The sequence below is a fragment of the Terriglobus albidus genome (assembly GCF_025685425.1).
Classification (GTDB): domain Bacteria; phylum Acidobacteriota; class Terriglobia; order Terriglobales; family Acidobacteriaceae; genus Terriglobus; species Terriglobus albidus.
The window spans coordinates 93,429-106,889 of the sequence record NZ_JAGTAS010000055.1; the positions used below are offsets into that span (position 1 = coordinate 93,429).

Consider the following 13,461-nt stretch of genomic DNA (forward strand, 5'->3'; position numbering starts at 1 on the left):
ATGCAACAAGGCACATCGCGTCCTTCCCATATTGCCGTTGTGGGCGGCGGTTTTACAGGCATGGTATGCGCCTTCCGTCTACTGCGCGCCGGATACAAGGTAACGATCCTGGAAAGCCGGTCGGACCTGGGCGGCCTGACCAGCACGCACGACTTCGGCCCATTCCGTTGGGACAGGTTTTATCATTGCATTCTTACCTCGGATAAAGCCTTGCTGGGCCTTCTTACCGACCTGGAACTGAGTGATCAGCTCCGGTGGACCAAGACCGAAGTTGGCCTGTTCTCCCAGGGCGCCTTGCACAAGATGACCAGCCCGGTAGATCTACTGCGTTATCGTCATCTTTCACTCGCATCAAAGCTCCGCCTGGCGCTGATGACCCTGTATGTAACAAAGATCAAGGATGGGCTCGCGCTGGAATCCATTCCGTTGTCTCAGTGGACGCGTCACATCTTCGGCGGGAAGGTATACGAGCAAATCTGGGAACCGCTCTTCCGCTGCAAACTCGGCGAGTTGCGCAGGTATGCATCGGCGGCATTTCTCTGGGGTACGATCGTCCGGCTCGCGTCGACACGACAGCGTGGTCCGGGACAACAGGAGCAACTCGGCTATATTCGCGGGGGGTATAGCACCGTTTTTCAGAGACTGCAGCAGGTCGTTGTGTCGCTTGGGGGCTCGACCAATACGGGAGTGAAGATCCGCTGTATCTCTTCCAGGAACGCTACGCAGGAAGGACGTGTCCGCGTTAAAGCCTGTCACAAAGATATGTACTTTGATGGCGCCATTCTAACGACTCCCAATAAGGTCATCGCCGATCTGCTCGACACGGAAGATGCCGCTTACAAAGCCCGTCTCGGGCAGGTAATGTACCTCGGGATTATCTGCGTTGTGCTCGTTTTAAAAAAGCGCCTAAGCCCGTTCTACGTAACGAACGTGACAGAAAAGATCGGCTTCACAGGCGTCATCGAAATGACGAACCTGATCGATCCAGTACAGGAGACTAACAATCGCCACCTCGTCTATCTGCCCCGCTACACTGCTCCCGACGATGCCTTGTTTGAAGCCTCTGACGATGCAGTCTGGCAGCACGTTTGGGCTGATCTTTCGCGGATGCACCCCGATCTCAAGGAAGCAGACATTGAACATCGTTTTGTCTTCCGCGAGCGAGTCGTCCAGCCCGTACCAACGTTAGGGTATTCCGAGATTCTGCCTCCCGCACGGACACCGGTTGCCGGCGTTTATGTTGCCAATACCTCTCAGATACTGAATGACACGCTCAACAACAACGCAATGACGTCCATCGCGCAGGCTACATGCGACGAACTTATGAAAGATATCCCGCTGCAGCAGCAGGTTGATACGTCAATGCCGAAAGGGACGGAAGAGGCGCTCAGCCCCGCTTTCGCACGGTAGGTGTCCCACTATGCACATCCCCATCCTCCCTATCCAGGCCATCCTCCAAGCTATCAATCATCTATTGCTTGGCCGTCCGGTGATCTCGCTTCTTCTGATCTCCGGATGCCTGTTCCTCATCTCTGAGGTAATCCAACGTGCCAAACACAGCCAGCCTCCTGTGCCGACAAAGACACAGATGCTCCATCAAGGCACAGAAGACGGCTCCGTATGAAACTTTCGTCAACCATTGTTCCGCACGTCCTGGCCTATCACGAGATCGACGACCAGCACTCGGCGGATGTCTATTGCATCTCTCCCGATATATTCATGAGCCACATGTGGGCGGCCACCCATGAAGCAGAACAGATCAAACGATCGGTTCGTATTACGTTTGACGACGGCCATGTGTCTCACATGCGATGGGCGGTTCCCATTCTGAATGAGCTCGGCGTGCAGGGACACTTCTTCATCCCTACGGCATGGATGGGATCGAAAGACGGATATATCAATTGGAATGACGTGCGGTCGATCGCCGAACAAGGACATCGGATCGGCTCGCACGGAGCTACTCACGTTTTTCTATCAGTGTGCACCCCCTCCCAGCTGGAGCAGGAGGTTCGCCATTCCAGGCTGATTCTGGAAGACAAGATCGGCCGGGCTGTCACATCAATTTCAATGCCTGGTGGGCGTTGGAATGAAGCCGTGATTCGCGCCTGCGCTGTAGCGGGATACGAAGAGGTCTATACCTCGGAGCCCGGCATGTACCGCGCCGCTACAGTCGAGAACAACATGCAGCTTCCCGCTGTCATTGGAAGATTTGCGGTACGCCGTAAGACCTCACTCCGCACGATTGCCGCCTACCTTGAAGGCGATCTTTTCGCTGTCAGCCGGCTTCGCGGTATGTATCTGTTCCGTCAACTTGCTAAGCGCATGATCGGAGACAGGGGCTATCAGCATATCTGGTCTTCCCTGTTTCGGGCGATGCCAGGCTAGTGAGGAGTGTGGTGTATGAGGGTCCTGCAACTTGTCTCAAGCTCCGGCTTCTACGGTACCGAAAGGATGATCTGCCTCCTGTCGGCGGCACTTCAACGCTCCGAAGCCGAGGTCTATATCGGTGTATTCAATGGCTCGAGCTCATCCTGTTCGCGGTTTGTCCAGGAGGCTGAACGTCAGAACCTGCAGGTGCTCGATCTCGCCTGCAAAGGCCGGTGGGATCTTAGAACCATCGTGCGTCTGGCCAGATGGCTGCGCAAGAACGATATCGAAGTGCTGCACACCCATGGCTATAAGGCGAATATCTACGGGCTGGTCGCTGCCCGCCTCGCCGGCTGCGCGCTTGTTGCAACCTGTCACAACTGGACAAACCGTACCGCGTCCCTTCGACAATACGCGGCGCTCGATCAATTTCTCCTCCGCCACTTTGATCGCGTGGTAGCCGTATCGCAAGGCGTCCTGTCGAATCTTCGACGTGCCGGCGTGCCCGGCCGGCGCATACGGCAGATCCCTAATGGCATTGAGGTCGCCGCATACAAAACCGCAGCACAAAACTCCGACAAGCCTCGGCATATAATCCTGGGTTGCCTTTCGAGGCTTTCGAAGGAAAAGGGTGTCGACGTCCTGGTCTGGGCTCTTCCCAAACTATTGGCAACCTATCCTGAACTGCAGTGCGTCGTCGCGGGAGAAGGTCCCGAAAGGGAGCGCCTGCTTGCACTGGCGGCCGAGCTCTGCGTGTCTCACGCTCTTCACTTACCTGGGTTCTGCGACGACACCGCCCGCTTTTTGTCGCATTGCACACTTGTCATACAACCTTCGAGAATCGAAGCGATGCCTCTGGCAGTACTGGAAGCAATGGCCTCTGAAAAACCCATCATCGCCTCCGCGGTCGGCGAAATTCCTCGTCTGCTGGAAGGCGGTAAGGCAGGGCTGCTCGTACCTCCTGGTAATCCGGACATGTTAGCAGCCGCCATTCTGAAGCTACTTTCTTCACAGGAACAGCAGCAGGCACTGGCGGCTCGTGCGGCAGAAAAGGCAACTGCGTGTTTCGACGTCTCGGTCATGCTTGCCGGCTATCTCTCGACGTACAAGGAAGCAATGGCAAAGCGTCATCTGCTGATGCGAGTGAGTCCTTCGGGGAAAGCAGGCGCATATTATGAGCGTGGTACCGATCGCAATATCGCATAAGGCGATGGAAGGCACACAGCCGGACGGTTCATCCTTGCGCGTTTGGCTGAGCGATCCGCTATGCTTTACCCCTTGGTATACAGCCGCTCTCGCCCGTGCACTCGCGTCGGCAAATGTCTCCCTTCGTTTGCTCAGCGCCAGCGTCTCTCGCGAACCTGAGTATTTCGCCCAGGTGAGTCTCTCTCCTGACCCTGGCCCTTTTCACTTTGACGATCTGGCAAATGGCTGGCCATCCTCACTACGGCGTGTCTTGCGCTGCGCCGCCGCCATCTCGAACTCCATTGCACTCGCGAGAACACTGGAGAGTACTCCCTCAAAGCGCCCCGATATCCTCCACCTGCAGCAGCTTCCTCTGTTAAATCACAATATCGGGAGTGACTTTGAGTTACTCGCGGCCGCCAGGAGATGCGGTATCCCGGTCGTACACACCGTTCATAATCTGCTTCCGCACGACACCGGGAATCGCCGGGAAAACATATTCGGGCGCCTCTATCGCAGTGTGGATCACCTGATCTGTCACTCGCGGGATATCGCAGATACTCTGGAGGCTCGATTCGACATACCTTCCAACTTCATTTCCGTCATACCGCATGGGCCCCTCTTCGAATCCCGGGAACATATCAATCCCAGCGATGCCCGTGCAGCACTGAAACTTCCTCAAGATCGTCCAATTGTTCTCTGGCAGGGAGTGATGGCGACCTATAAAGGGTTAGACCTTCTGCTCCAGGCATGGAGGCTCACTGCGCCTCGGTGGAGAAATCGATCGGCGGCTATGCCCCTGCTGGTGATCGCAGGAACGGGCTCATCGGAAGTTGAGGCCGCGGTTCAGGCAGCAGCCACCGCGCTTCCGGATTCTGTCCGAGCAGACATTCACTACATCCCCACAAACCGGCTGCCTTCCTACTACCACGCGGCCGACCTGCTGGTGTATCCCTATCGTTCGATAACGACCAGCGGCGCTTTGCTGACCGGCCTGTGCTATCGGAAGCCAATTATCGCCTCCGATCTACCTCCATTCCGGGAGTATCTGGAACCAGGCGAGAACGCACTGCTGGTGCCTCCCGGCAACGTTGCAGCGCTTTCCTCCGCACTTGAAGAAGCGATCGGCGGCATCGCAAAGTTACACCAGCAGCCGCGATCCGAGTCAAGCAAAAACATCTATCTCGGCCTCCTTTTGGGAGCAGCGAACAACCATCGCAGGTACGTCGGTTGGGATCAGATCGCGCGCCAAACGATTGGCGTGTATCGGGCGACAATTGCCACTAAAGCTGCGCAGCCGAAAGTATGCAAGACCCTGCACACATTTCCGAAGGCATCCTTCCGCAAAGCCTGATATCTGCCAGAAACGCCCTCAAAAGGAGGGGGGATTTGGCTTTTTGATTGCTCTCTTTCAAGCATCGGAAGGATGGCCATTATGAAGCCCAGGTCTCATACCATTTGGTGCTTACGAGCCGTGTCTGCGGCTCTTCTCTGCACCGGAATCTGCTATGGACAACAGCGAGTGGCAGATGCAGGCAAGACCAACGCTCCCAGCGTGCCGAAAGCCGACCCTCACACTCCCGCTGCCGTCGCCACGCCACAGTACACAATTGGAAGCGGGGACGTCCTCAACATCCAGGTCTGGAAGGAAAAAGACCTGAGCCAAATAGTCGTTGTCCGCCCCGATGGCAAGATCTCACTCCCATTGCTCGGCGAAGTTTATGTCGTTGGCAAAGAGCCGTCCCAGTTGGAAGACCTGATCCAAGCCCGCCTCCAAACGATGGTGGTGGAACCGCGTGTGACGGTTACAGTGGCCGAGATACACAGCAGAATGGTCTACATCACCGGGGAGATTGCACGTCCCGGCGCCTACCCATTGAATACGCCGATCACCGTGCTTCAGCTGATCGCACAGGCCGGCGGTCTCACTGAATTCGCTTCCAAGAAAAAGATTCATGTACTCCGCGCAGGCGGGCCCGCCGGCGGCATCTGGATGAATTACAAGTCTCTCCTTCAAGGGTCCGATCCGAACCGTAATTTGCAGCTCAATCCTGGCGACACAGTGGTGATCCCGTGAAAGTATTTAGCACTGTTTCCTTGCTCTGTCTTATCTGCCTTACTCCCGCGGTCGGCATAGTTGCTCAAACTGCACATAAGCAAACGTCTTCTCAGTCCCAGCAAGACGCACAGGAAGACAATAGCCAAACCTCCACGCAACAGGAAATACGTCCGACCTGGGTAGATGCGGCGATGCCCCGCGAAGAACGATCCTATTTTGACCTCGCAGCGTCGCTGTCGTACGGCCGGGACACCGCCGTAAACAACACTCCCGACCTGAAGTCCAACACCCTCGGAATCCAGGGCCACATCGGCATCGGTTCGGTGGGACGCCGCTACTCCCGCTCTTTTACGCACGACGCCACCCTGGTTGAGTTCCCCTCAAGCAATATCGAACGGCAACAATACCACTGGACAACCGTTAACCTCACAGGTATGTCCAGCCGCCGTACCGCATGGGGTCTGAACGCGGCAAATGCATATGGCGCGGATGCAGCACGCGCCGGAAGCAGCGTCAGTCTTGCTTCCGTAAATTCGCCGATCGACAACAGCGGTGTACAGACGGGGCTCATCACCGGCAGCACGCTACGGCAATACGTAACGTTTCTTGTCGATCACACTACTTCTGAAGTAAGCGCAATATCCTTCGGAGCGAGTGCAGGCTTTCATAATTTCCTTGGCGCTGCCCCCTCCACCCGACAATACGAAATAAATGCAGCTTATCGGGAATTCTGGAGTCCCCGCCTGCTTGTTGGGGTCCGAGGCGATGCCGTACAACAGAACTTCGGCGCAGGCACCTGCGTAACCGCAGCGCTCGATGGCCTCTCCACCTACCAGATGACCACGGCGATACGGATCGATGGTTCGGGCGGTCCGGTTTTCGGTTCCGCACAATGCACCGGCAACTATCAATACGAGTTCATCGTTTCCGCGCAGAGCGCTCGAGGAAACCGAGCCTACATCGGTACTAGCCGTAAACGCGGCAATGGCAGCGTCGCAGGATCCCTTTGGGAGACCTCTGTGTATGGCGGAGCGCAGATGGGCAATCCCAGACGATTTACTGCGACATTGAGCGGTGGTTATAGCAGCTACCATGGTGGAGCTTTGACGGATACAAGCGCCGACATCAATGGCTATTTTGTGTCGGCTGAGTACCGACGTCCTCTTTCGGAATGGGCGGAATGGTCATTTACCGCACGCCATTTTCAACGTACCGGTTCGTCAATCGATTTGACCAGAACGGTCTTTTTTGTGACCTTCACCTGGTTGAAACAGCATGGAGGTCCCCGTGTCAGATGAGCATACCCCGATTTCCGTCCGCATTCCGATGTTGTTCGGTGCGCTGAAATACCACTTGCGACTGATTCTCACCGTCCTCGTAGTCGTCTTTGTGGGATCGGCTGTTTATATCGAACGCATGCCGAATGTTTACCGGGCACAAACTCAGATCCTGGTGAACCCTCAGCGGGTCTCGGACAAGTACGTCAGCAGCGCCGTTTCGATGGGCGCAAACGAGCGCCTGAATACTTTGAGCCAGCAGATTCTCAGTTCTTCCAGGCTCGAGACGATTCTGGAGGAATTCGGACTCTTTCCCCAGTTACGCGGGAAGGTCAGCCGAGAGGAACTCATTGACCGCATGCGGAAAAACATTGGTATTGAGTTGAAACACAACTCCGATGGTTTGAGCGCCTTTACGTTGAGCTATACCGGAGAGTCCGCCCAAGAGGTCGCTGCGGTTGCCAATAAACTCGCGGATTCGTTCATCACGTGGAACCTGCATGACCGTGAGCAGGAAGCTCAGGGGACTACCGCATTCCTCGCCAATGAGCTACGCACGACGAAAAGCCAACTCGACAGCCTGGAAGAACAGCTCCGTGTGTACAAGATGAAACATCTTGGTGAACTACCGGATCAGTTGCAAGCAAACATGCAGACGCTCTCCCGCCTTCAAGTGGAACTTCAATCGAACGCCGACGCGCAGAGCCGTCTCGACCATGAAGCTCTTCTTGCCGCCGCGATTGCCCCCGAGACAACATCGCACTCGCAGGGCATAACACTCAGCGCACGGCAAAGACTTATCAGCGAGAGACAGGTTGCCCAGGCAGACCTCGCCGAGCTGCGAAAGCACTATACCGACAGCTTTCCCGATGTAGTGAAGAAACAGGCCGAAATACAGGCTCTTAGCGAGAGGATCGCCGCAACTCCTGATGTGGATGCAACGGCGATTGCCTCTGATTCGCAATCGACCTCCAATCCACAATTGCAACTGATCCGTCGCGACCGTGTCCGCCTTGTGAACGAGCAACGGAATATCCAGATGGAGATCAACCGGTATCAGGCGAAGGTCGATTCTGTACCCGTTCGCGAACAGGAAATCGCACAACTCCTACGCGACTATGATACGGCGCGAGACCACTACCGCTCGCTGCTTGAGAAGAACTACTCCGCGCAGATGGCGGCACAGTTGGAACATCAGCAACAGGGTGGCAGTTTCACCATGCTGGACTACGCCCGGGTTCCTGATGCAGCTGTCGGACCGAAACGTATGCCCCTTCTTATCGGAGCCTTCTTTCTGGCCTTGATCGCCGGCATGGGCGCAGCATTTGTCTCCGAAATGATGGATAGCACGGTAAAGTCGGAACTCGAGTTACGGGACTGCCTTCCTGGCATTCCACTTCTAGGCATCACGCCGAACATGGAACAAACACGCGGCATGCGGCGCGCACTCGCTCCGCAACGCTATTTATTAGGGGGCCAATAAGGTGATCTCTCTCTCTCTTCGACCCGAAGCTGATCTCCGCAGCCGTAACTTACGCCATCAAAAAGCGGACTCTGATCATGCCTCCACGCGGCAAAAAGAAGCGATCCTCAATGCCGCATCCGGGCTTGATGAGATCAAGCGTATAGATGCCAACGGCGAGGCGCGCGAGGTCTCCGTATTCGAGGCCGATCCTAACGGGGCTGCCGCGGAGCAGTTCCGATTGATGCAACACCGTCTTTCCAATGTTCGTCCTTCAGGAGGGTCGGTATTGATTACCAGTCCAGGCGCTGCGGATGGCAAAAGCCTGAATGCCTTCAACCTTGCGTGGGCCCTGGCCGAGGCCGGAAACAACACTCTGTTGCTTGAGCTCGATCTGCGCCGGCCGAGCCAAAGCCGCCACATTCCAACACCACCGCCATCCAGCCTGGTTGATGTTCTTACGGGCGAGACAACTGCCCTATCCGCAGTACGCAGGCTCAGCGATGTTCCATTGTTCTATTTAGGCCTGAATAAGCCGACATCGAAGCCAGTCAAGCTGCTACGGTCCAAGGCGCTGCAAGACCTGCAGTGCTGGGCGCGCCAGACATTTTCGTGGGTCATCATCGATGGACCACCTGTTTTGGCTGTATCCGATATTGAAGAGATACTGCCCGGCGCCGACCTTGTGCTCCTTGTTGTTCGCGAGCGCGGGACATCACGGACGATGCTGGAACGCACCGTGGAACACCTCGGCGACCGGCTCAATTTTGTGATTTATAACAACGTGTCAATGTCCGGCCATTACGGCTATGGATATCGCGGCTATGGAGATCGTTGACTCTGTAGCAAGGCTATCGAACGTGACCAACAGATAAGGGAACCCCCATGAACACCTTAACTATCTCGATCTCTCGTCATCTTCGCCTGCTCGTTCTCTGTGCACTGGTCTTTGTTTTAGCTGTGCTGTTGGTATCCCATGCGGTGGCGCAAAGCCAGGATCTTACGGTGGTGGTGCTGGTGAATTCATCTGTTCCATCCGGCTATAACACCAGCAGCACAAGCCCAGGATCCTATCAAATGGGCCCCGAGAGATATCTCGTTCATTTGCAGGTTCCATACAAGGTTGTTGATATCAGCCAGACGCCGGCTACAGATCTAACAGCATCGCAATTGATTATTGCGGGCCATAGCGGTTTGAATCCGAGTGCTGCGTGGCAGAATGCAATTCTGACCGCGGTCGCAAATGGTACAGGATTTGTGAATCTCGACAGCGATCAGGCGATCGGCACGCAGAATCACATAATGACGATGTTTCATGCTACCGGCGCAACGTTAGGCGCCGCGCAGACAAGCATTACTGTTCCCGCGGCAGTCCAGGTGGGTGGATCAACGCCGCACTATATTGCGGCACTCCAGCGTCACTGGCTCGGTGACCCAGCCGGCGACATCACATACAACTACCACGGCAACGGCTCAACGACGATTGCTTCCAATGCGACGATTCTCACCGGCGCGACCGGCACCGTTGTGGCTAAGCTTGGAACCGACCCTCTGATTCTAGCCAGTACTTATGGCATGGGACGCATCGTCGATTTCACTACTTATGACTACCTCCACGCCGATCGCTTCGGATTTGTCGAAGGTGTTGACGATCTGTTCTGGCGCAGCCTGGTATGGGCAGCTCGCAAGCCCTTCGTGCTTCGTGGATATCCGCGCCTTGCGGCGATTCAGATGGACGACAACGAAGTTGGCGTTATGTCTCGCATTCCAGATATGTGGAACACGACTCTTACCGGCAACATCGCCTCCGATGGCACGGGAGGTCCATGGCTGCCTCAACTGAACATGCAGCTCTCTTCGTTGGCTACCGCCGGCGGCGAGCGCGCCCAGTTGATCAGCGCCGTCAACTCCGGCTTTCTGCATGCAAGTCCGCATGGCCTGAACTATGGTTCGGGCGGAGATCTTTACTGGAATCTCAGCATTGCGAACACGGATGCCCAGTGGCAATCGAATGTAGCTTCGACGCTGCAATGGCAACTTGGGCAGGGCGGAACGGATACATTTCCCGCTTTTGGCCGTTCGGTAGTAGGGCACTACTGGGATATCACTGACAATGCCGGATACGAGATGTGGAACAGTTTCGGAACTCGCTACATCACAACACCGCAAAATCCTGGTACTTACTACTTCAATTTTCCGAAGACAACAGCCCAGAGAATTCCTTATGGACCGTTCCGCATCTACGAACAACCGCCGGTCTATTCAGGGGATTATGAAGAAACATTTCCCTTCTTCTATGCAGACGATATGACAGTACACAGCGTTGCTGGAAAGCCTGCGCAGACCTTCTTTGCCTTCGCGTCCCAGGTTGGACAGTCGGGCGGCCGGTTCTCGCGCCCAGACGCCGTCTGGCCCAGCTCACAGAATGGTTATACCGTCGCCCAGAGCCTCAACCAATGGGAGTACTACATGTGGCGATTCTGGTCGGGCATGATGCCGGTCGAAATCTATACCCACGACGGTAACAATCTTCAATATACGACAACGTCTAATCGCCAGACATTTATCCAGCAGCTCTCTCAATGGTTCAGCACGAACAAAGGCATTCATCAATATATGGACGGCATGGGTGACTACCTCCGCGCCCGTAACCACTCGCTGCTTACCAGTGGCACGGTCACCTCTTCGGCCATCACACTGAACTTCACTGGCTCCGCAACCGACGCCGATGGCCACCTCATTCCGACCAAAGCTTACATCTTCTACGGGGACGATGAGGGACAGCTCCTCGCTATTCCTGGTTTCAGCAACGGTGGTACCTACAGCTTCGCCAACACACAGGCTGCTACCATGCAGGTCACGCCGACCACGCTCAGCTTTACGACTCCTTCGGGATCATCACCAGCATCGCAGACAGTCACGATCGCGAACATCGGTTCCGGTTCCTATAGCTGGACGGCTACGGACAATGCTTCCTGGCTTAGCGTCAGCCCCGCAAGCGGCACGGCGGGCAGTAATACCGTGACGGTATCCGTCAATAGCTCCACCCTGGCTGCCGGTTCCTACAGTGGCACGATCACCTTCACATCGGCCACTGCAGCGGGAAGTCCAAAAACAGTCGCGGTCTCACTTACGGTTTCACCGAGCAATCCGTCATTGGTCGTCAGTCCGACCTCGTTGTCCTTCAGCCAAAATAGCGGCACGACAACAGCTACAACGCAACAACTCTCCATCACGAATCCAAGCGGTACCAATGTCACCTGGACCGCATCGAGCAATGCTTCCTGGCTTAGCGTCTCTCCGACCACCGGCGGAACGCCCGGCACACTGAATGTCTCTGTGGTTGCAGGCTCACTATCGCCTGGAACCTACAGTGGAACCGTTACGGTCAGCTCAACGAATCCTGTGCAGTCCGTATCTGTTCCTGTTACATTCCAGGTGCTCACACCGTCCACCGTGATATCCACGTCGAGCCTCAGCGGCTGGACGATCTCGCCCCTCGGCGGCCTTTCCGGATGGTCCTCAACCGGCAGCGCTCTTCGCTATAACGGCGGAGGTGAAGCTCCGCTCTACGCCGGCAACGCCGGATGGACGGACTACGACCTCTCCGTAACGATGACGCTGCCGGCCTCCAATTACCCTGGCGGCATCAGGGGCCGTGTGAACACAGCCAATGGATCCGGCTATGCTCTCTGGTTCTACCCGTCGGATCACACGGTCAATCTCTACAGAGTGGTCAACTGGAGCATCGACGGCGGATACACCTTGATCGGAAGCTACAACCAGCTTGCCTTTGACACCAATCCCCACACATACAAGCTATCGTTCCTCGGCAGCACGATATCGGTCTATTACGACGGAACGAAGCTCTTCTCATCCACAGACTCAACTTATACCTCTGGCCTCATAGCCCTGGATCCGTCGAACCAGGTTGTTACGTATAGCAATGTCACCATCACGAATGCAGTTGCTCCACAAACGACGGCAAGCGCCTCGCCTACATCCTTAACCTTCAGCGCCTCACCCGGTGCTACGGCGGCCGCTCAGACGGTAACACTTACCTCGTCTCCGAACAGCGTCTCCTGGACAGCCTCTTCCAATGCGGCGTGGCTTACCGCCTCGCCAACCCAGGGAAACTCTACCCCTGCATCCATTGCAGTTACTGCGAGTGCAGCGAGCTTAGCTGCCGGAAGCTATTCAGCCACACTTACGCTGACTCCATCTGCCGGATCGCCGATTCAGATTCCGGTGACCTTCAGCGTTAGCTCACAACAAACGGCCGTCATCAGCGTCACGCCTTCAAGCCTGTATCTCTTTAGTCCTACCGGCACCTCTCCATCACCGGCAACTGTGTCCGTACAGAACAAGGGGACAGGCGCCATGCCGTGGACCGCAACCAGCAACAGCTCATGGCTGACGCCATCGCCGGCCTCTTCGGGCGCTCCAGGCACGTTGACACTGACAGCATCCAGCGCTGCACTGCCTGCGGGAACCACAATGGCGAACGTTACACTCAGTTCGAGCAACGCAACCAACTCAGTCACACTGCCGGTCTCGCTCCACCTCGGAACGAAGCTTTTCAGCGATAACTTCACTTCCGGATCGTCACAATGGACCGCTTCTCCCCTTGGTCTTGCCTCAAACTGGACAGTATCGAACAATTCTTTCAATTACAACGGAGGCGGCCACACGCAGCAATATGCGGGGAGTTCCACCTGGACCGATTACGTCTTCTCCGCCGATGTCACTCTGGCAAATCTCTCCAACTACCCAGGTGGTATACGCGGCCGCGTCAATTTGTCGACCGGTGCGTCCTATGCGGTCTGGCAATATCCGGGGGATAACGTCATCAAATTGTTCCGTACTACGGCGTGGGCAATCGACTCTGCCGGATTGACGCTGCTTGCACAATCGCCCCCGATCGTTATGGATACAGCGCGTCATACCCTCCGTCTCCAGTTCGCGGGCAACCAGATCATGGTGTACCGCGACAACAGCCTTATCATTTCGGCGTCTGACAGCACACTCACCTCTGGCGCCATCGCCCTGGATGTTTCATCGCAGCCAGTCAGCTTCGCAAACATCAGCGTTCAGCAGTAGGAGGAAAGGGC

At 55.9% G+C, this 13,461-nt stretch carries 10 protein-coding genes; all 10 read left to right on the forward strand.

The features are described from left to right. The 10 genes from OHL21_RS14230 to OHL21_RS14275 all read left to right on the forward strand — a co-directional run bounded on the left by OHL21_RS14230 (nt 1) and on the right by OHL21_RS14275 (nt 13,450). Nucleotides 1-1,410 carry an NAD(P)/FAD-dependent oxidoreductase gene (locus OHL21_RS14230; protein WP_263417946.1) on the forward strand — a complete coding sequence of 470 codons (1,410 nt, stop codon included), beginning with the start codon at nt 1-3 and terminating at the stop codon, nt 1,408-1,410. A gap of 10 nt (nt 1,411-1,420) precedes the next feature. Continuing rightward, on the forward strand, nt 1,421-1,624 hold the full coding sequence (locus tag OHL21_RS14235) for a hypothetical protein (RefSeq protein ID WP_263417947.1): 204 nt from the start codon (nt 1,421-1,423) through the stop codon (nt 1,622-1,624). Next, nucleotides 1,621-2,385: a polysaccharide deacetylase family protein gene (locus tag OHL21_RS14240; RefSeq protein WP_263417948.1), complete on the forward strand. Its 765-nt coding sequence runs from the start codon at nt 1,621-1,623 to the stop codon at nt 2,383-2,385. Before OHL21_RS14235 ends, OHL21_RS14240 begins: the two co-directional genes overlap by 4 nt. A gap of 15 nt (nt 2,386-2,400) precedes the next feature. Continuing rightward, nucleotides 2,401-3,573, forward strand: a complete 1,173-nt coding sequence (locus OHL21_RS14245) for a glycosyltransferase (protein WP_263417949.1) — start codon at nt 2,401-2,403, stop codon at nt 3,571-3,573. Continuing rightward, nucleotides 3,542-4,906, forward strand: a complete 1,365-nt coding sequence (locus tag OHL21_RS14250) for a glycosyltransferase family 4 protein (protein ID WP_263417950.1) — start codon at nt 3,542-3,544, stop codon at nt 4,904-4,906. The genes OHL21_RS14245 and OHL21_RS14250 overlap by 32 nt, the downstream gene beginning before the upstream one ends. A gap of 120 nt (nt 4,907-5,026) precedes the next feature. Continuing rightward, the gene (locus OHL21_RS14255; protein ID WP_263417951.1) at nt 5,027-5,629 is read left to right on the forward strand and encodes a polysaccharide biosynthesis/export family protein; all 603 of its coding nucleotides are present in this window, start codon (nt 5,027-5,029) and stop codon (nt 5,627-5,629) included. Nucleotides 5,630-5,802: 173 nt separating this feature from the next. Continuing rightward, the gene (locus tag OHL21_RS14260; RefSeq protein WP_263417952.1) at nt 5,803-6,909 is read left to right on the forward strand and encodes a hypothetical protein; all 1,107 of its coding nucleotides are present in this window, start codon (nt 5,803-5,805) and stop codon (nt 6,907-6,909) included. Continuing rightward, nucleotides 6,899-8,371 (forward strand): GumC family protein, encoded by a 1,473-nt coding sequence (locus OHL21_RS14265; RefSeq protein WP_263417953.1) that lies wholly within the window; start codon nt 6,899-6,901, stop codon nt 8,369-8,371. The genes OHL21_RS14260 and OHL21_RS14265 overlap by 11 nt, the downstream gene beginning before the upstream one ends. 1 nt (nt 8,372) lies before the next feature. Further along, nucleotides 8,373-9,188, forward strand: a complete 816-nt coding sequence (locus OHL21_RS14270) for a tyrosine-protein kinase family protein (RefSeq protein WP_263417954.1) — start codon at nt 8,373-8,375, stop codon at nt 9,186-9,188. A 47-nt stretch (nt 9,189-9,235) separates the two neighbouring features. Then, nucleotides 9,236-13,450, forward strand: coding sequence for a BACON domain-containing protein (locus OHL21_RS14275; protein ID WP_263417955.1), 4,215 nt, complete (start codon nt 9,236-9,238; stop codon nt 13,448-13,450). The last annotated feature ends 11 nt before the right edge of the window (nt 13,451-13,461 follow it).